Annotated in this window: 12 protein-coding genes and 1 tRNA gene; 8 read left to right on the forward strand and 5 right to left on the reverse strand. The window is 33.1% G+C overall.

All coding sequences use genetic code 11. The features are described 5' to 3' along the window. Positions 1 to 6 precede the first annotated feature (6 nt). From ASD98_RS12380 to ASD98_RS12390, 3 genes are all read left to right on the forward strand, one after another. A complete protein-coding gene (locus tag ASD98_RS12380; protein ID WP_056205071.1) occupies positions 7 to 4,551 on the forward strand; it encodes a DUF6443 domain-containing protein in 4,545 nt (1,514 codons plus the stop codon). A gap of 199 nt (positions 4,552 to 4,750) precedes the next feature. Continuing rightward, a complete protein-coding gene (locus ASD98_RS12385; RefSeq protein WP_128414825.1) occupies positions 4,751 to 5,074 on the forward strand; it encodes a hypothetical protein in 324 nt (107 codons plus the stop codon). A gap of 298 nt (positions 5,075 to 5,372) precedes the next feature. Beyond that, positions 5,373 to 6,062, forward strand: a complete 690-nt coding sequence (locus tag ASD98_RS12390) for an IS1 family transposase (RefSeq protein WP_242412104.1) — start codon at positions 5,373 to 5,375, stop codon at positions 6,060 to 6,062. A 291-nt stretch (positions 6,063 to 6,353) separates the two neighbouring features. Here the strand turns inward: ASD98_RS12390 and ASD98_RS12395 are convergent, their stop codons facing one another. The 5 genes from ASD98_RS12395 to ASD98_RS12415 form a co-directional block, all read right to left on the reverse strand. Then, positions 6,354 to 7,448, reverse strand: a complete 1,095-nt coding sequence (locus ASD98_RS12395) for an exopolyphosphatase (protein WP_056205076.1) — start codon at positions 7,446 to 7,448, stop codon at positions 6,354 to 6,356. Between the two features lie 160 nt (positions 7,449 to 7,608). Then, positions 7,609 to 7,681: transfer RNA gene (locus ASD98_RS12400), tRNA-Met, on the reverse strand. 113 nt (positions 7,682 to 7,794) lie between these two features. Then, positions 7,795 to 8,331: a DUF4269 domain-containing protein gene (locus ASD98_RS12405; RefSeq protein WP_056205078.1), complete on the reverse strand. Its 537-nt coding sequence runs from the start codon at positions 8,329 to 8,331 to the stop codon at positions 7,795 to 7,797. Further along, on the reverse strand, positions 8,332 to 9,843 hold the full coding sequence (locus ASD98_RS12410) for a glycosyltransferase family 39 protein (protein ID WP_056205080.1): 1,512 nt from the start codon (positions 9,841 to 9,843) through the stop codon (positions 8,332 to 8,334). A gap of 190 nt (positions 9,844 to 10,033) precedes the next feature. Further along, the gene (locus ASD98_RS12415; RefSeq protein WP_056205082.1) at positions 10,034 to 10,579 is read right to left on the reverse strand and encodes a DUF4494 domain-containing protein; all 546 of its coding nucleotides are present in this window, start codon (positions 10,577 to 10,579) and stop codon (positions 10,034 to 10,036) included. Between the two features lie 525 nt (positions 10,580 to 11,104). Between ASD98_RS12415 and ASD98_RS12420 the strand changes: the two genes are divergently transcribed. The 5 genes from ASD98_RS12420 (at position 11,105) to ASD98_RS12440 (ending at position 21,828) form a co-directional block, all read left to right on the forward strand. Continuing rightward, on the forward strand, positions 11,105 to 14,629 hold the full coding sequence (locus tag ASD98_RS12420) for a hypothetical protein (RefSeq protein ID WP_056205085.1): 3,525 nt from the start codon (positions 11,105 to 11,107) through the stop codon (positions 14,627 to 14,629). A 10-nt stretch (positions 14,630 to 14,639) separates the two neighbouring features. After that, on the forward strand, positions 14,640 to 18,857 hold the full coding sequence (locus tag ASD98_RS12425) for a DUF6443 domain-containing protein (protein ID WP_242412105.1): 4,218 nt from the start codon (positions 14,640 to 14,642) through the stop codon (positions 18,855 to 18,857). A gap of 14 nt (positions 18,858 to 18,871) precedes the next feature. After that, positions 18,872 to 19,258, forward strand: a complete 387-nt coding sequence (locus ASD98_RS12430) for a hypothetical protein (protein ID WP_056205091.1) — start codon at positions 18,872 to 18,874, stop codon at positions 19,256 to 19,258. A 259-nt stretch (positions 19,259 to 19,517) separates the two neighbouring features. Continuing rightward, the gene (locus ASD98_RS12435) at positions 19,518 to 20,705 is read left to right on the forward strand and encodes an FAD-dependent oxidoreductase (protein WP_056205094.1); all 1,188 of its coding nucleotides are present in this window, start codon (positions 19,518 to 19,520) and stop codon (positions 20,703 to 20,705) included. Positions 20,706 to 20,877: 172 nt separating this feature from the next. Next, a complete protein-coding gene (locus tag ASD98_RS12440) occupies positions 20,878 to 21,828 on the forward strand; it encodes a homocysteine S-methyltransferase family protein (protein ID WP_056205095.1) in 951 nt (316 codons plus the stop codon). Positions 21,829 to 21,996 lie beyond the last annotated feature (168 nt).

A 21,996-nucleotide genomic window follows, 5' to 3' on the forward strand; every position in this document is an offset into this window, starting at 1 on the left:
ACTCAAATGAAAAACAGATTATTATATATTTTTTTATTTCAAATAGTTACTTTTTTGGGTTATGCACAGAATGGTACTAAAAATCAACGAATAGAGACTCCACAGTCAGCAGCAGTTGTTGACCCTGGTGAAGAAGATCCAACGGGTTATCAATGGAACAGAGATGCAGATGGAGACGGATATGGAAACCCGGATGTTTATATTTTTAAAACTACTAAGCCTGCGGGTTATGTTGCTAACCAATCTGACTTGGATGATGGTGATAAATATATTACCGATATACCGCCGCATACTGTTTATAGAGATGTTGATGGAGATGGTTTTGGAATTCCGGGTGTGTATGCAGAAGCTAGTGTTTCGCGTCCGGGCTATGTTGATAATTACACAGATTGTAATGATAATGATGCGACGGTAAACCCTAATACTACTTGGTATCGCGATGCCGATGCCGATGGATTTGGTTCAACAACCGTAACCACTAAAAGCTGTTTACAACCAGCGGGATATGTAAAAAATAATACAGATTGTAATGATGCAGATGCAGCATTAAATCCTAATACAACTTGGTATCGCGATGTCGATGGAGATGGTTACGGAGCTACAACTCCTACATTAAAGCAATGTACCCAGCCTGCAGGTTATGTTCGAAACTCGTCTGATTATAATGATACTACGGTTAACATTACTAATATTACGCCCACGACTTTTTACAGAGACGCAGATAACGATACATTTGGAAGTCCAACTGTAACAGTTTATTACAGTGTTAAACCAGCAGGATATGCTACCAATAATGCGGATTGTAATGATGCAGATGCAACTATAAACCCGAATACAAAATGGTATGCAGATACTGACCTGGATGGTCTTGGAGATCCAGCGAATTTTGTAACACAATGTACTGCCCCGGCAGGAAATTATGTGCGAGATAGTTCGGATAACTGCCCGACAATACAGGGTATGAACTCAGATTGTTTGTCAATTCCTAACCCATCCGTAGATAGGAATTATATCCTTACCAAAACATATAAACAACCGTTTACTGAGGTTGTACCTTTGCCTACTTTAGATCAGGCTACTCAAAACATAACTTATTTTGATGGATTAGGAAGACCTGTTCAAACGAATGCTAATAAACAATCCAATACAGGAAAAGATATTATTACTCATATAGACTATGATAATTACGGAAGACAGACAAAAGAATACCTGCCTTATAAGTCAGAAGGTGTTAATATGTCTTTTGACTCGGGTGCTCTGACTAATTTAGGTTCCTACTATGCAAGTCCAACTGTTGCAAGAAACGGAAATCCTAATCAGGAAGCAACTAATTATCCTTTTAGTGAAAAATCATTGGAGAATTCTCCATTAAGCAGAGTTTTAAAACAGACAGCTCCAGGAAATGATTGGAGACTGGGTTTTGGTCATGAAATAAAAATGGAGTATCAAGGTAATGCAGCAAACGATATAAAAAGTTTTAAAGCAATTACTACATGGAGTACAACACTCGGATTGTATGATATCTCTTTAGGCAATGCAGCAGGAACTATTTTTTATGATGCAGGACAGCTCAGCAAAACAGTTACTTATGATGAAAATACGGCAGCTTCTCCAGCAGAACTTGACGGTTCGACTGTGGAGTTTAAAAATAAGTTGGGGCAAGTTATTCTAAAAAGAACGTATGGCAAAGTTGGAACTGGTACGGTCAACGAAAAACACGATACCTATTATGTCTATGATGTATATGGAAACCTTATCTATGTAATTCCACCAAAAGCAGATGGAGCACTTACAGCAACTATTTTAAACGATTTATGTTATCAATATAAATATGATTACCGCAACCGACTTGTAGAGAAAAAACTGCCGGGCAAGCAATGGGAATTTATTATTTATGATAAACTTGACAGAGTAGCTGCTACCGGACCTGCCAGCTCACCTTTTAGCGATTTAACCTCTACAGGATGGCTGGTAACTAAATATGATGCCTTCAACCGCCCTATTATTACAGCATGGTGGCCTGCAGCAGCCGTAACTAACGTTGAGAGAAAAACACTTCAGGATGCTCAAAATACTGTAACAACAAATCCTAGCGAAACTAAAATTGCCGCGACTACAAATACTGTAGTGCCTCCCACAACAGGAGTAAGTTTTAGATATACTAATCTATGCTGGCCAACATCTGGGTATCATGTATTAACGGTTAATTATTATGATGATTATAATTATCCGGGTGCCCCAACTGTACCTTCTACTGTTGCAGGAACAGATCAGGCTGTTTATTATAACAGTTCTATAAAACCTATAGGTTTGCCTACCGGAAACTGGGTTCGTGTTTTAGAAGCAAGTACAGCCAATAGAAATGAACTCACATATACGTTATACGATGCTAAGGCAAGACCTGTTAAAATCTATACCACAAACCATTTAGGTGGTTATACTTATACAGACAGTAAACTGGACAGTTTTTCTGGAAAGCTGCAATATAGTATTACAAAGCATAGAAGACAGAGTACAGATACAGAGTTAACGACAAAAGATGCCTTTACTTACACGGCTCAGGACCGTTTGCTTACACAGACACATCAAATAAATGGGGGGGCAATTGAATTAATTGCCAGTAATGTATATGATGAATTAGGAAATCTGATTGCTAAAAAAGTTGGTAATACCACAGCTGCACCAACCCAAAATATAAATTATACCTATAATATTCGTGGATGGCTTACTGGAATTAATGATGTAACCGCTTTAAGTAAAGCAGGAGACCCGAAAGATCTTTTTGCCTTTAAGCTAAATTATAACACTGCAGCTACAACAGGTGTAAATGCTTTATATAATGGAAACATTTCAGAAACATACTGGACAAGTATTAACTCTGAAACTGCAATAAGAGGTTATGGTTATGTATACGATAATTTGAATCGTTTAAGAACAGGTATTTCCAAGCAAAACGGTACTATAAATAATTATTATGACGAAACTTTAACGTACGATAAAAACGGAAATATCATGTCTTTGGCTCGTAATGGTAATGCTGCTTCTATTCAGCAGATTGATAATATATCATATTATTATGGCTCTACTAATAATTTAAACCAGCTTACAAAAGTTATTGACAATGCAACTACTTATAAAGCAAGTGGTTTTGTAGACAGTGCAGCCAATACGGTCGATGATTACAGTTATGATGCAAATGGCAATTTGACAAAAGATAATAACAAGAATATCACTGCAATTGCTTACAACCATTTAAACCTTCCAACCAAAATAACTTTTGCCACAACAGGAAACATTGCATATCTTTACAATGCAGCGGGGCAGAAAGTGCAAAAGATCGTAAGTGAAACAGCAAAACCTGCTGTAACTACAGATTATCTGGGAGGTTATCAATATGATAATGCTGCATTGAAGTTTTTTCCAACAGCCGAAGGATATGTAGAACCAGTATCAGGATCTTATAAATATGTATACCAATACAAAGATCATTTAGGTAACATTCGTTTGAGTTATGATAAAACGCTTGCTATTAAGGAAGAGAGTAATTTTTACCCTTTTGGTTTAAAACAAGAAGGTTATAATAATGTTAAAACAGGTGTAGAGAATAAGTATAAGTACAATGGCAAAGAATTACAAGACGAGCTGGGGCTTAACATGACAGCGATGGATTACCGTCAGTATGATAATGCTTTGGGGAGATTTAATTCCATAGATGCCTTATCTGAATTTTCATATTCTGCTTCCCCTTTTGCTTTTGCTAAAAATAGCCCTATCTTTTGGTCAGACCCAACTGGATTGATTTCACAAAGTGCAATTGATGCAATGTGGAATAATAGTGCTGAAAATAGTTCTACCACGTGGACAAACAATGGCGGAGGTAATTTTGATAGTTCAGCAGGAAATGGATGGGTAAATGCAGAAAGTGGAACTTTTAACGAGTATATGGTGTCCCTCCCTGAGGTTAAAGTAGGTGGTGATTCAAGTAATTGGGCAAGTACATTCGAGCAACATACATATAAAAATAGTCCTTTTTATGAAAATAGTTGGTATTCAACTGGAGGTCGAATAAATGCTGTGGCTGGAACAGCAGCTGCAGGAATTGAAAGTCTATCTGGAATAACAAGAGTAGGAACTAACGCTACCTTCTATACTTCTACCGCAAGGGGTGGAGTCTTTTATGGTAATCAATATGTAAGGACTTTTGGTGTTGCAAAAATTGGAACAGCTTTAGGAAGAGCTTCCGTTGGGGCTGGATTTATTATGGATGGCGTAGGGGTATATGTTTGGTATCAAAATCCCAATTCAAAAAATGCAGTTCATCCAGCAAAAATGGGTGTAAACACAACTATGGGATTAATTGGTTTGGAAGGAGGACCACCAGGTGCAATTGTGAGCACAATATATTTTTTAGGAGATGCGTTTATTCCTGGAACGGCTCAAGAACCTAGCGGAGGATGGCCTGCAGCTATTGAAGCAGGTACAAGAAATTCAAATGAGAACAGAGCGATTTTAGGTTCAAATTGGAGTCCGCGACCATGTGGTGGCCTATAAACACTCAATTACTAAAAAACAGATATAACTTAAATACTAATAAAATAATTCGAAAACAATGTTATTAAAAAAGGCCTACTATTACTTTTATTATCAATTGTATAAATCAATAAATAACTCTTCTGTTTTTTCTCGTCAGTTTCGGGCAAGCTTGTACTTAGACATTTTATTTATTATAGTTGGGTTAAGTAGTTTATATTTGTATGGAACTTTTGTTGATTCAGGTTTTGAAATCGAAAATGGAAAATGGTTTATAGTATTATATATTGGTGTAATATGCATTCCAAATTATTTTATATTCGAACATAATGGACAATGGAAAGATATTGTAAATGAATTTGATCAATTACCTAGAAAAACAAATAAAATAGGTCGATGTGTAGTTTGGGTCATTATAATTTTAATTATTGCAAGTTTAATTTTTTCCATTTACTTAATGGACCAAAAAGCGAGAATTAATCACACAGGACCATATTCCAGAGAATACATGGAACAACAAAAAATGGATAGTATTTCAAATTAGGTGTTTTTATTAATGTAACAGCTTAATTAGTTGAAAATGAAAGTTATGTTAAGCATTAAATGTTTTTGCAGAATAATAACATAACGAACTGAGAAAGAACATGAAGTTTTAATTATTTAATATAAAAAGAGACGCCCAACAGGGCGTCTCGGTAGTGTTTCAAAGTTAGTGATATGAGATTTTGAAATTCTAACCTTTTGAAATTGAACAAATTTTAGAAATAAATAATTTAAAGATGAGCAGTAATGCTCATCTTTTTTGTTTTAATATTGCCTTAAATGAACTAAAATGAGTAAAAATGCGACATAGTGTTCCAAAGTTAGTGATGGTAATGAATTGTCCAAAATGTAAAGAGCAAAAGGTTATTAAAAATGGGAGAACAAAAAATAATATACAGCAATACTATTGTAAAATGTGCTCTCACCGTTTTATAGAATATTATACAAATCAAGCTTACAAATTAGATATTAATGAAAAGATTGTTCAATTAACCAAAGAGGGATTAGGAATAAGAAGCACAGCAAGAATACTGGAAATATCAGCCACAACATTATTGAAAAGAATTGTCTGTATTGCGAGAAATATAACCAGACCAATTGTCAGCAAAGGCAAGACTTATGAAGTCGATGAGCTGTGTACTTATATTAGGCACAAGAAAAATTATATCTGGCTGGTTTATGCATTGGAAAGGAATTCTAAAACAGTTGTGAGTTTTAATGTTGGGAAACGAACCAATAATACGCTTAATCGTGTTCTGGAAACTTTAAAATTATCTGACGCTAAAAAGATATTTACGGACAGATTAAAAAACTACAGATATTTGATTGACGAGAAACTGCATTCTGTAAAGCGTTTTGGTACAAATCATATTGAAAGGAAAAATTTGACACTCAGAACTCATCTCAAAAGATTAAACCGACGGACAATTTGCTTCAGTAAAAGTCTAATTATTTTTATGGCTGTTTTAAAGATTTACTTTTGGATTTGAGTAATAAAACAGTAAGTTTATCCTTCAAAATTTTGCATTTAATAGATAAATATTATTATGCGCTAGGTAATGTTATTAAAAATATGCTGCAATTATAATATTAATGTTGGACTAATTTTAGAAACGGCTCTTCAACTATTTCCAACTAATGAATTGGAGTTGTTAGATAAAATAAACGAAATTTCTATTACCGAATCTTTAAATTCTTCAAGATAAATTGCATCAAACAATCACAAACAAAAAAAGCTCCAGATTTCTCTAAAGCTTTGTAAGATTTATAAAGGATGATCTTTAAAAATTAGTATTTACTTTTTTAGAACGATCGGCAATATATGAGATAAGCCAGGTTACTTGTCCTTCTTTTACAAAGTATACTTTCTTTGTCTCTAAATTTGGAACACCTTCTAAACAAGCAATTAATATATTATTTGCAGAAATTAAATATTCCTGATTATAAGTACTCAAAACTCTTGCAGCTTCTTTATTGGTTTTAGCAAGGTTAGTAAATTTGACAAAGTTATTCTTTAGGATTGCATCATAATTAAGAATGTCTTCCATGTTTAAAGAAATATAATGCTCTTTTACATTTTCATTATAATATAAAGTTGCAAAAGCCCAAACAGCTCCGCCAGATAAATATATTTTGTCTTTTTTTAATAAAAGAGGATTTTTGTCCAACAACGCCTGCACTTTCTTACGCAACACCGAGTTAAAATCAAAAGATTTTTCCTGATATGCCGACATATCGTTAACCTGCGCTTGATTTACAACCGTTTTTTTCACAGCATCAGTAAGTGTCATTGTACCGAAATCAAGTTCCAAAGGTATAAACTCTAATTTGTTATCTTCAAGTTCATCAATGTATCCGCCTTTTGTAGTTTGTGCACCAATATCAAGCAAAAAAGCATTAGAATAATCAACTGGCGGCATCGCACCTTTAACCAGTGTTTTAGCTTCTTCGTTAACATTAAGTATTTCAAGTTCTTTGTTTGTTAGCGTAGCAATTTTATTTTTTAAAACATCAGCGTTGCGTGCAGATGAAAAAACAGGAGCTGCTACGATAAAAATATTCGTTTCGGGCATTTTATGCTCAGCCCTTATTTTTGTTAATTGTTCAGCTACAATAGTGCTGGCTCTGTTAATATCGTCCTCAGTAAGTTCGCCGGTATTAGCAATATGTTCAGCAAAATTAATTCTCTCTGTCCAAAACGAAAGGATTTTATAATCGGCCTTTTTGATATTACTTACATCCAGAACCGAAACTTTTATAGCTCTTCGGCCAACTTCAATTCCGGCATAAAGATTTTTTTGAGAAAACGAATTGATGGAAAAAAATAAACTTAAAAGGGTAAAAAGAAGAATCTGGGGGCTGTTTTTTTTAAACATTGGAGTTTACGATTAAAATATAATTTTAAATAAATAATTAAGATAATTATTGCTTTTCTTCTTGTTAATGCAAAGAAAATCAATCAAAAAGCAAGCTTTTTTGCAAAACGCTTTTTTTTATAAAGAAAAAAGCCCCAGATTTCTCTGAAGCTTTACTTAGTAGCGGGAACAGGACTCGAACCTGTGACCTTCGGGTTATGAGCCCGACGAGCTGCCTACTGCTCTATCCCGCGATGTTTCGGGTGCAAAGATAACACTAAATACTGTTATGCAAAGAAATTATTGAAAAAATTTTCTCTAAACAATATTAGTTTTAAGTATTTGGTATATAGTATATTGTGGTTTATTATTTCTTGAATTGCACTTTATATTCAAGCAATTCTAAATATGGATTGGTTTTTAAACCTAATAATTCGCCAAAAGCCGGCTCGGTTTTGTAACCATTTTGTTTGAGTTTTATGATTTCTAAACGGAAATTTTCGCCTTTTGATTCTAATATTTCATATTCAATAATCATATGTTTGTATGCGTTTTGCTCTTTGGTTGGAATATTTTGTCCAAAGATTTCAATTTCAAAATTATCTATTATAAAATTGGCAATTACAGATTCGCGTTGATCAATAATTGTTTCCCGAATTTTAAAATCATTTTTATTTTCGAAAGAAGAAGAAATTGCAGAAATAAATTCGGTTTTGTTTTTCCAATAACAAATAATATCCAGGTCGCTGTTTTCAATATCAATATTAATGGGAATTGTACCAGTCAAAATGGGATCAAATTCAGAAAGAGTTTCCAAAACCTTATTTTGCTTTAAGGTTTCGTAAGCCCGAATCTGTTTTGAATTTCCGGTTTTTAAATATTCAATATTGCTGAAATCTATCATTTATTTGGCATAATTTTTTTCTTCCTTGATTTCCTGTTCAAGCCTTTTGTTGATGTTTATTTTCGCGTTTTTAAAAATAAAAATCGTGGTTCGGTATTCTCTGGCGTATTTATTTGTGATTTCGCCGCCAATTAAAGAGATATCAAAATAAGGACTCGTTTCTACAAATTCCTTACTGTCTTTGTCAAATTCCTTAACCCTGATTAAATTTGTATAATAAAGATTCAAGTTAAACCAGTTTACATAATCGGCATTAAAAGATACTGCTTTAATTCCTTTTTTGGTGTAATAATTTATGGCTCCGGCCTGACCGTAATTGTCACAAAGAACTAAAGTGTTTTCTGTTTTTGGAAACAAAGCATAAACCGAATCAGTTTTACGGGCAAGATCTTTCCAGCCCAGCATATCGGCAAAATCCTGCGATAAATTGTGTTCTTTTCCGTCTTCCCAACGATGTGTTTCCAGTTTTTCGGCAACTATTTTTTCAGGGCTTTTATTGGGAAAAGCAAGGTAATACATCGGAATAAAAAATAGTAAAGGAAGCGCAATAAATACAGGTTTTAAAAAACGTTTCCAGCCATTTTGTAAAACATCTGCCAGAAAAACCGATCCAAAAGCAATATAAATAGGGTATAATCCAATGGCATAATAAGCTTTTGCCTTGAAATATAAAAAGACAATTAATGTAAAAACTATCGTCGCAAAAAAGAATTTATATTTTTCAAAAGGTTTGTAAAAAAGTAAGGCATAAAAAGATGAAAGAATAACAAAGAATGCGCCTATGAAAAATAAAATTTGCTCTTTGGCAAAATCTGCACGATCTACGTTTACCAATTGTGTTTCTGCCAATTCTTTCATATGATGTACAATTGGGAAATGATTATTATACTGCCATAATAAATTCGGCAGAATCAATAATACCCCTAAAATCAAGGCAAAGTATAATTTTTTCTCTGCAAATATTCTTCTTTGTTTGGAAAGTATAATTGCCGGTAAAAGGCCAATTAAAAGAAATAGAATATTGTATTTGTTTAAAAACCCGAAAGCAAAAACAACCGCTCCTATATAAAGCCACTTTGATTTTTCTGTAGCAACATATTGAATCAAAATATAATAAAATAATGTCCAGCACAAAACATCAAATGAATTGGGCTGATACAACATGTTAATTCTTAATAAAGCTGAAAATAAAATACAAAGCGCACCTAAAACCAAAGCATATAAATTTCCTTTTAAAAACTCAATAGTTTTCCAGACAACTAAAAGAGTCAGTGCTCCAAAAAGAGCAGGGAAGAATTTCACCCAAAAAACCGAATTTCCGAGCAGTAAAATGATATAAGAAAACCAAGAAGTTACCGGCGGAACAGATAGATAACCCCAAGCCAAATGATGTGCCTGATCGAGATGTAAATATTCATCGCGCTGCAAATCATATTCGGGACTTATTAAAACATATTGCAGGACAAATTTTACAATAATAAACCCAATTAAAATAAGTGTTTTTTTATTCATGGAGTTTTTGGTTTGGTTGTAAGTGGTTTTGTATAACGAATATAGGATTTATTTTGATTTGAAAATACATGTAAGTTTTACTGCCAGAAAATAAAAAAGCTCCAGATTTCTCTGAAGCTAATTTATTAATATTGAGAATTAAAGTTCCTTTTTGGAATTTGGAATTTTAATTTTTTGAAGTTTAAAAAAATTATTTCTCTACGGTTTCAAATTCCATGTGGTCTATTATTTCTTCATCTGCTTTTACAGGTTTTGAAGCTTTAAGAGTGTTGAACCTTTCGAGCATTTCGGTTTCTTCTTCTTCACCGCTAAAATATGGGAAAACGTCCATAATTGGCGATTCTGAAATGGCTGGAATAGAATATTCTCCCATTGTATTTTTCATAACATGAATTGTGTTATCAAAAGCTTCTCTCACATCATTTGCCTGAACCAGCATATACATATTTGATTTTCTTTCTTTTCCACTTTCTTCATCATATGCAATCAAAGAAACTTTCGATTTAAACCAGCGGTCAGCATTTTCAAACGGATGAATTTCGGCATAATTTGCTACTTTAATATTGGTGATTTTAAATTCTTCACTAATGTAAGCTGCCATTTCTTCATTAATTCTTTTTTCAGCTTCTGTATAAGATACTGCATCCACCAAATAAGGTTCTGTCAAAACTTTTTGGCCTCCAGTTTCATCGGTTTTTCTATACTTTACTTTGCATTCGTACCAAATTGCGCTCATTTTTTCTAATTTTTAAGGATGCCAAAGATAGATTTTACAGGAAAATAAATCAGGATTTTAGGAAATAGATATTCACAATTTGTACTTGTTTTTTGTAAAGTGTTGATTGATTTGGAATTAGATTTTTAAATAAAAATTGTATCAAAATTTAATTTGAAGATCTTGAAGTTTTATACTGAAAATAAAATTAATGCTTTTGAAATATTAAGATCTATAACAAGAATTTTTTCGATCTAAAACTAAAAACAATACGGAAATAACGTAAAAATTACATGGCTAATTATAGATTAGCAATCAAAATAAAAAAATGTGATTTTCATTTATATTAATCTTGTTAAAATGTTTTTTTGCCCTTACAAAAACTGATCAAAAATATAATAATTAATTGATTTTCAAACGTTTTTAAAAAGTAACAATAAAGAAGTTTTGTCTTGTTAAAAAAATAAAAAAATTAACATTTAAAAATGCATTAATATTGTGTTGAAAACCCACCTAGCTCAAGTTTATAATAATTCAACTAATTATATGACTCTTACTAACCAAAACAAATTGAAATCTGTTATTAATTATTTTATTAAACAAAAAAGCAATGTTTTTACGTTGTTTTTTTTGTTTTTCGGTTTAAGTGCGACTTTGTATTCGCAAAATGTTTCTACTTTTTCTCCTAAAATTAATATTCCATCATCTCCTGAGGCAGCACTTTTAGGAAGATTCGGAGATATCCCCATTGGATATAATACAGGGACGGCAAATATTTCGATTCCAATTTACACCATTAAGGAAGCAGGAATAGAAATTCCAATTCAACTAAGATATCATAGTTCAGGTATTAAGGTTTCTGATGAGGCTACTTGGGTAGGCTTAGGATGGGATTTATCACCTGCCGGCAGCATTATTCAGGAAGTGAGAGGAAAAAGAGATGATATGGATATGTTTTATTCAGTAGTACCTCAAAACTATTCCCATGTTAAAAATATTATTTTAAATTATGGTTATCAAGGAAGTTATAAACATTTAAGACACAGATGTTATGCTTCACCTGAATCTGATAATCTTTACCCTCTACCTAATGGAACATTTCCTTTCGACGTTAAAAATCTTATCGAACAAGGTGGTGCGCAGCCAGATATTTATCAATTTAATTTCGGAGGTCATTCTGGAAGTTTCTACATAGATTTTGAAACAAAACAGGTTATTCAGTTAAATAAGACAGAAGATATTGTTTTTGATATGACAAATATGACTGCGAAAACATCCGATGGGATAACGTATACATTTGGGGTGAGTGAACAAGCTTTTAATACAGATACAGAACCTGATCAGGTGGATAGAGTAGGAAGAACATATTGGTTGTCATCAATTACCCTTGTAAACGGGAATAAAATTGATTTTACATACATTAATGCATCCTCTGCAAATTTATCTTTTCAGGAAAGATATTTAATTACCGAAACTTGCTCAGGTGAAAATCAAAATGCTAAGGGATTAAGAAATAGAATTGTTCAAAATGATATAAAAATATTATCAAAAATAACGACAAATACTACTGTCATCGATTTTATATTAGAAGATCGAGAAGATATTGTTCCTATTACCGCGCCAACAGCTCTGCCAAGCCCAAAAAGATTAAAGGCAATTGATATTTCTTACCGAGGACTAACCAATAAAAAGATAAAAACTTTCGAATTGGGTTACAGTTATTTTCCATATGATGAGTTTTTAGGAAATCCTAGTGTTAGTAGTTCGTTGAGTTTTTATAACACTAATAAAGCTCGATTAGGAAAAAGATTAAAATTAGATACGGTAAAAGAAATTGGTTATGATAATCTTGGGAATCAGGACAGAACTATGCCGACTTATAAACTTGAATATGATCTTAGTTCAACTATGCCTATGAAAATTTCATTTGCCAAAGATTTCTGGGGTTATTTTAATGGTATAGATAATAAAACCTTACTGCCTGATTTAATTTATTTTGATTATGAATATCAAATGCAATATTATCAGCCTGACTACGTATCTGGCTACCGAGTTAATTATCAAGTGCCTTTTAAATATGGGTATTATCAAGGAATAAACAGATATACAGATAATGAAAAAGCAGGGACATATATGTTGAAAAAAATAAGCTATCCAACTGGAGGTTTTTCACAATTTGAATATGAACCTAATTCATTTTCAAATCAATTTATTCCTGATATGGCAGAATTAGGTAAAGCTTATAAGCCTAAAAGTTTAACCAGTTTTGGTAAGAGCACAGATGTTTATCACCATGATTTTAAATTGGCAAATGCAACTACAATATCTTTCACTAATGTAATTAATGATGGATATACACCTTTTCCTAATCCCAATGCACCTGTTTATAGCTATGATAATTTTAATCCTGGTAATAATGCTTCCAGAATTGTTTTTTCTAAAACAAAGCAAGGGGTTACAACAATTATCAAACAATGGAAAGTTACAGATGAACTAAGGGTTGCATTTGAATCAAATCATGGAAAAACATGGAATGAATCTCTTAGAATTGATTATGATCCCGATCCAACGGTTATTTATGCAGTAGATATTATAAATACGCTTCAGTATAGTGCTTCAGATACTTATAGAATCGCAGGTTTAAAATCAGATTTTCGTTATTACGACGATACTGGCGTTACTAAAGTAAGTAAAACGGGAGGTTTGAGAGTTAAAACTATTAAAAATTATTCTTCAACAGGAAATATTGCAAACAAGAAAAACTTAAAGTATTCAGGAGGAAGAATTTTAACGCGCTTTCAACCTTTATCAACCCAAGAAACATTTTGTGAAGTTAGAGAGCCAGATGCTGTAAATGGCCAGCTTGTTACAACAGCAACTGTAAGTAATGAGATTTCAATTTCGTCTGATAATTTATTTACAAGTGACGGAGGTCTTGTTGCTTATGAAAATATTGAAGAAACTGAAGTGGATAATAATGATTTAACTAATGGAAAAAAGGTATATACATATTACAATTATGAAAATATAAGTGGTAAAAACTTTCCAACTGTTTTGAATTATTTTAATGGACTTCTTTCATTTGAAGCTTCTTATGATAAAAATGACACGCTTTTATTTCAGAAAAGTTATTCTTATCAAAGTGTAAGTCCAGATCAGTATTCTTTTGGTATAATAAATATTAATCAATTAAGAGGCTTGAGTTCTTCTTGTAATGATATGCTTTATCCTGGAATGACAGATTTTACATTTGTATCATATCCTTTGATATCAAGTAATGTTAAATTAGTAGGATCTAATACCAGATCATACTTTAATGGTAGTGCGGTGTCAGTTGATGAAACTTTAACGTATGATTCTGACTTAAATATTAAAACGAGTACAAATAAAACTAGTAACGATGATCAGTTCACTACCAATAGTGATAAACTTGTTACCACATATTACTATTCAAAAGAGCGTCCTCAACTTGATCCTATTGAAGATATAATGACTAATGCAAAGATGACAGGAATTCCGATAGTTACTGAGAATCGTAAAAATATGGAACTTCTGTCGAGACAAAACACACAATATGCAAAAGATGTTACAACTAATAACTGGATTTTGCCGAAATACATTTTTGCAGGTAAGGGCGCAAATAGCTCAACTTATTCATTCCCTGAGAAGAAAGTAACTTATGATAAATATGACTCTAAAGCTAATATACAACAATATACATTAGAGAACGGAACTCCTGTAACCATTTTGTGGGGATACAAACAAACTCAGCCCATTGCTAAAATTGAAAATGCGAGTTACGCAAATGTAGCCACGGCTTTAGGCATAACTACAGCTGTATTGGATACCTATAATGAAGATCAGTTAGCTTCAATTAATACACTGCGAGGGCTTTTACCAAATGCTATGGTTTCAACTTTTAGTTATATTCCGCTTATTGGTGTGAGCACTATCACGGACCCCAAAAATGATAAAATAACATATATGTATGATCCATTTGGAAGATTGATAAACGTTAAGGATAAAAATGATAATATATTGTCAGAAAACAAATACCAGTATAAAAACTAATATGAGAAAGATGAAAAATTATAATTATTACTTTGTTTTCTTTTTAATGATGTTTTTTGGTCAGGTTCAGGCTGGAATTTATCCTAATTACACACAAAACATTACAGTACAAAGTTTAAATAACAATGGCCAGTCAGGAACTGGTGGAGGTACAATTTCTGTAAATAATGATGTCTTAACAATTTCTATTAATGCAACTTGGGCTAGTTCAGGTTATTTAAAAATTGGTACTGTTGCAACATTAACCATTTCTCCTGCATTGCCTAATATGGAGTTAGGACAACTTTCATCGGCTCAAGGAAGTCCTTTAGCAAATTTTGCTGCAAAAATTGAAAACAATGCATTGGTTTTTTATTTAACAAATGCACCAACAAGCTGGAACGGATGTTATTTAAGTTTTACTAAAAATCTGGCTTGTGATACGGCAAAAACTTGGTATCTGGACAATGATTTAGACGGATTGGGCGATCCTTTAAATTTTATTGCCCAGCAATGTACCAAACCGCCAGGGAATTATGTTCTTGATAATACAGACAATTGTCCAACGATTCCGGGTACAAGTACCAATTGTACAACTTTAGAAGCAAGTCTGCAGAATCAAAATGCTATTAGGAATATTGTTTATAAAACGGCCACTACAACCAGTATAGCAAATCCTACAATAGTTCAGGCTGCACAAAAAGTTACATATTTTGATGGTTTAGGAAGACCAATACAAAGTTTAGATTATCAGGCTTCCAACTCTGGAAAAGATATAGTAACACCTATTGAGTATGATGGTTTTGGCAGGCAGGTAAGAGAATATCTTCCTTATGCATCTACACAAAATAATGCCAATTATATTAATCCTTTTACTCTGTTTCCTAATTTAGTTGCACAATACCAGACTAATTATGGCGTGGCAAATACAAACCCTTTTAGCGAAAAACAACTAGAAGATTCTCCATTAAACCGTGTTTTACAACAGGCAGCACCAGGAGCAGATTGGGCGCTTGCGAATAACCATACGGTAAAAATGGCTTATCAGACCAATGTAACCAATGATGCTGTAAAGAACTATACAGTAAATGCAATCTGGAATTCAACTTCAGGCTTATATGATATTGCATTAAGTAAAGGAAATCAAAGTGGTCTTTATAGTGTTAATCAGCTTTTTAAGACTATAATTTATGATGAGAATACTACAGCTTCACCTTCAGAAAGTAATGGATCAACAGTTGAGTTTAAAAATAAAGAAGGACAGGTAATTTTAAAACGTACTTATGATGCAGGAGTAAAACATGATACCTATTATGTTTACGATCAGTATGGCAATCTAACTTATGTAATACCTCCTAAAGCAGTTGATCTTATTAATGCCTTAAATATTCCAAGTGATATTACATCTACTGCCACAGTAGCTTCAGGATCGACTCTATCGTTGACAGCTTCAAATTCTATAAGATTATTGCCTGGTTTTAATGCTGCTGCCGGAAGTACTTTTAGTGCCCAAATTGATAATAGCCTGCAAAATGCTTTAAATGGCTTATGCTATCAGTATAAGTATGATTCTCGTAATCGACTTGTGGAGAAAAAATTACCTGGCAAACAATGGGAGTTTATTGTTTACGACAAATTAGACAGACCAATAGCTACTGGTCCAAGTTTATCTCCATTTACAGATATTACTTCTTCTGGATGGACTGTAACAAAATACGATGCCTTAAATCGTTCGGTAATTACGGCGTGGCTATCTGCTGCTACAGTTACTAGTGCTGATAGAAAAACATTGCAGGATCTTCAAAATGGATATAGTGTCAACAGCGAAACTAAAATTGCGACAGCAACAAATACAACCATAAATGGAGTATCATTCAGATATACCACGGCTGCCTGGCCAACTGCAGGTTATCATGTGCTGACTGTAAGTTATTTTGATGATTATAATTACCCAAATGCACCAACAATTCCAGCTGCCGTTGAAACACAAAATGTCTTTTACAGCACAAAAACATCAACAACAGAAAAACCTGTTGGACTAAGTACAGGAAGCTGGACAAGAATTTTAGAAAATAGTACAACTTACAGAAATGAGCTGGCTTATGTATTATATGATGCTAAAGCAAGACCTATTCGCTCTTACATGCAAAATTTCTTAGGAGGTTATACTTACACTGATAGCAAACTTAATCCGTTCTCAGGACAGCTACAATACAGTATTACAAGGCATAAAAGGTTGAGTACGGATACAGAACTTGTAACAAAAGATGCTTTTACGTATTCTAATCAAGATCGTTTATTAACGCAGACACATCAGATAAACAATGGAACGATAGAGCTTATTGCAAGTAATACTTATGACGAGTTAGGACAATTAACTTCTAAAAAAATAGGAAATACTACAACGGCTCCAACTCAAAATATTAATTATACATATAATATTCGTGGATGGATGACAAATATTAATGATATAAATTCATTAACAAATGGGACTGATCCTAGAGATCAATTTGCTTTTAGAATAAATTATAATACCATCGCCAGCGGTATTACTGGTGTAAAGACTTTATACAATGGAAACATTGCTGAAACTTATTGGACCAGCGCTTCAGAAGCCACACCAGTTATTCGCTCTTACGGTTATAAATATGATAATTTAAACCGATTAAAAGATGCTGTTTTCCAAAGAGCTGCGACCACAAATAGTGCTTATAATGAAAGTTTGACATACGATAAAAACGGAAACATTTTGTCTTTAATACGTAATGGTAATAATGAAACTACTGCTACGCAAATTGACAATTTAGTGTACAGTTATGGTCCAACAAACCAAACTAATCAGCTTACGAAAGTTGTTGATAGTGCACCTGTAGCTTCTAAAGTAAATGGTTTCACAGACAGCGTTGCCAATACTGTCGATGATTATAGTTATGATGCTAATGGTAATATGACAAAAGACAACAACAAAAACATAACAGCAATAACCTATAACAACCTTAATCTGCCTACTCAAATAAATTTTGCAACAACAGGAAATATTAAATATCTTTATAATGCTGTAGGACAGAAAGTTCAAAAGATAGTAACTACTACTACGCCGGCAAATATTGCTTTAACAGATTATTTGGGAGGTTATCAGTATAAAACAGATTGTGAGACTTGTACAACTGGATTGAAATTCTTCCCAACTGCTGAAGGGTATGTGGAGGCTGTAACGGCAAGTTCTTTTAAATACATATATCAATATAAAGATCATCTTGGGAATATCCGTTTGAGTTATGACAAAAATCTTGTTATTCAAGAAGAGAATAATTATTATCCATTTGGATTAAAACAAGAAGGTTATAATATTGCTAAAAATTCTACGAATGATGGTTTAAGGTATAAATATAATGGTAAAGAGCTCCAAGATGAAAATATTGGAGGAAATTTATTGAATTTATATGACTATGGAGCAAGAAATTATGATCCTGCACTTGGCCGTTGGATGAATATTGATCCATTAGCAGAGACTTCAAGACGTTTTTCGCCTTATACATATGCTCTTAATAATCCTGTATTTTTTATTGACCCTGATGGAATGGAAGCAGTTGGTGCTGATGGATTAACAAATGAACAATGGCTTGAAACCTCAAGGCCCGGAGCTGACCCAAATCTAGCAAAGCAATATAAAACCGAAAATACAAATGCAGCTAATCGAAAACCCAAGGCAAGTGCAAATAATTTGCAACAAACGGGTACAGATACTGTAGATGAAGATGAAGAAGAACCAGTGACATTCTTTCCATCTGGGAATAACCGTTTTTACGGCGTAGTAAAATCACGAAATTACAAAAAAGGAGATCGAAGGTTTACTGTTTTTGCGCATGGTGGTATTAAATTTATTTATGATCCAAATGCGACATTAAATGTTAGAAATGAAGAAGACTTTGACATTATGATGAAGGCTTTAAATGATCAGTGGGACGGAGCAAAATACAAAAAGGGAACCACATTAACTTTATGGTCATGTGAATCAGCAAGAATGGATAAAGACGGTTTAAGTCTGGCACAAATGATCTCCAAGAAATTCCCTAACATGACTGTGATTGGTGCAGATGGCTATGTAAATTATACCTTAATAGATAATAATAATAGCGCATGTGAATATAAGATTTCAGGGATTGATAAAATGATGGATTCGGGTAAGAACGACGGAGATTTAGTGGCATATAAGGGTGGGCGTGAAATTTATAGAAGAAAATTTTAATTTAATAAAAAATTATGAAATCAAATATTATAATCATTGTTGTGATCTTAGTGTTATCTTTTGCATGCAATAAAAAGAAAGAGGCAAAAGTTAATATTACATCAGAAAACTCTGGAACTCTTTTTAAGGAAAAATTATCTAATCAAAAATTAATGGATAGTTTAGAGAATCGTACTCTGTTTAATGGTGATACACTAGCATATAATGAATTAAAAGGGATTTATTATATTGGTGGGCAAAAAGTTACAGGATTGCTTTATTATTCTTTGATTATGTCTAATAAATATAATTATAAAAGAGCTTCCTTTGATGTGTATGATATTCTTACACATGATAAAAAAGCTTTGGATGATAAAACAAAAAAAATGGCAAATGATTATTTAGAAAAAAGCAAAAAATAAATAGATATTTCATTTGTTACGTTTAATTTATCCCGGCTCTCCGAAGAGTTCAACTGAAAAAATACGCAAATGTCTCTGACTTTGCGCAATTTTTTTATTCTTAGAAATTATAAACGGTTAAAAATCCCAAACCACAACATCCCTCATCTCATAACCAATAATTTCCGTTTTGTGCCATTTTTTTATAGTCGATTTTATAACTCAATTAATTTAGATTTAAAATCCAAAGCGACTATAAACGACTTAACCACAGAACATAATGGAAAAAGAAAACTACGACGTAATTGTTATTGGTGGCGGACCAATAGGTTTGGCAACTGCGTACCATCTTGGTAAACGAAAAGCAAAAACTTTAGTATTGGAGCAATTTACTTTTGTAAACCAATTAGGAAGTTCGGCAGGAGTTTCGCGTCAATTTAGGATTCCGTATCCGGAGGAATATATGGTGCAGATGGCTTTAGATGCGCAGCCGTATTGGGTCGAACTAGAAAAACAAACCGACACAAAATTACTCGATAAAGTGGGTACGCTTTGGTTTGGAGATCCCGAAGTACATTCGACAGAAGGAAATATCGCCGAAGCCGAAGAATCACTAAATGCCTTAAATGTTCCTTACATTAAGCTGACATCAAAAGAAATCGAAGAAAAATATCATTTTAAAAACTTACCCGAAACCTATACGGGATTGTTTCAGCCCGACGGTGCGAGTATTAATTTTAAAGAGACAAATGAAACGCTTTTAAACTTGTGCCGAAAAGCAGAAACGGTTCAGTTACAAGAGAATTCGCCGGTAATTAAAATCAACCAAATAGGGAAACTCTTTGAAGTAATCACGCCAAACGGAATTTATATTGCAGAAAAACTGGCAATTATTCCCGGCCCATATATTAATAGCGTAATCAATTTGCTTGATTTTAAAATAGAAGCGACTTACTGGAATATGTCTTCGGCTTATTTTAAAAAAACCGATCCCGAAATTCAATACCCAACATGGTTTGTATTTCAAAACCCAGTTGGCGAAAATGGCAATCAGTTTTATGGTTTTCCTTCGGTCGATTGGGATCATCCGGAATACATTCGCGTAGCGCCAGACTTTGTCATAAATCCTATAGAAGAACCAAGCGACAGAACTTTAATTCCGAATCAGCAAGAACTCGATTATACAGCACAATGGGTTAAAGATCACATGACTGGATTAGGCACAGAGCCAGAATATACCTCAACATGTCTTATTGCTTTGAGTAAAATTGCAAACAAAGAACTCTTGATTGATTTTGCTCCAAGCTATGTACCCAACCATAAAAATATTGTTTTATACGCCACGGGATGGGCTGCAAAATTCACTCCTTTTTTAGGCAAAATTATGTCAGATCTTGCTTTAGACGGACATACAGATTTTGACATTACACCGTTCCAACTTGGACATAAATACTTTAAAGCAATCTAATAAAAACAAGAAAACCATTCAATTCGAATGGTTTTCTTGTTTTTATAAACTTATTAATATCCTAATCATCAAATTGAATCTCATTAATTATTTTTAGATAGAAATATATTGGGATTTAAAATTTAGTACATTTACTTAATTGATAATTAGGTGTTTAAATTTATTTTGGGATATGAAAAACAATAAAAAAACCTTGCCAAATGAAACGGATGAAATATTTTTAACAGATGGTGGACTCGAAACAACATTAGTTTTTCTGGAAGGATTTGATCTTCCGTATTTCGCCGCTTTTGATTTATTAAAAAATCAGGAAGGATATAATGCCCTTAAAAATTATTACACCCGATATTTAAAAATCGCAAAAAAGTATCAAACCAATTTTATTTTAGAAACTCCCACATGGCGTACCAATCCAGATTGGATTGAAAAGATAGGTCATCACAAAAATGAATTAGCTACGCTGAATGAAAAAGCCGTTACGCTTTTATCAGATTTAAGAACAGAATTTAAAAATGATATAAAATCTGTTTTAATAAGCGGCTGCATTGGCCCTCGCGGCGACGGTTATGTGCCGGAGAATTGTATGAATATTGAAGAAGCGCAGCAATATCATACAGCACAAATTGAAGCTTTTAGCCACACTTCAATAGATTTTGTTTCGGCACTTACAATGAATTATATCGAAGAAACAATTGGAATTGTTAAAGCTGCAGCATCTTTTAATTTGCCTGTAGTTATTTCTTTTACTGTAGAAACAAATGGCAAACTTCCAACGGGAATGAGTTTAAAAGATGCTATTGAAAAAGTAGACCAAAGTGTCAATATTCCGCCAATATATTATATGATTAATTGTGCGCATCCAACACATTTTTTAAACGAACTAAGCGAAAGCAAAAACGAAAACTGGGTAAAACGCATCAAAGCTATTCGTGCCAATGCATCCTGCAAAAGCCACGCCGAATTAGACGAAGCCACAGAACTGGACAGGGGAGTACCAAAACAATTAGGAAAAGAATATAAAACATTAAAAGATTCTTTCCCGCATTTAAATGTTTTTGGCGGCTGCTGCGGAACCGATGATGAACATATTGTTGAGATTGCTGGTCAGTTGAAAGCCGTATAAAGTTTCAGAATTTATAATTTATTCCGCTATCGCGAGCATCTTGCTCGTGACCGCAAAGTTTTACACGAGCGAAACGCTTGCATCAACATGTTTTTTAGAAAAAATGAATATATTTGAAAATAGGATTTAATAATTTTTGAATACAAAACATCCTAATATTTTTTAATA

It is taken from the genome of Flavobacterium sp. Root186 (genome assembly GCF_001428525.1).
Taxonomy (GTDB): Bacteria; Bacteroidota; Bacteroidia; order Flavobacteriales; family Flavobacteriaceae; genus Flavobacterium.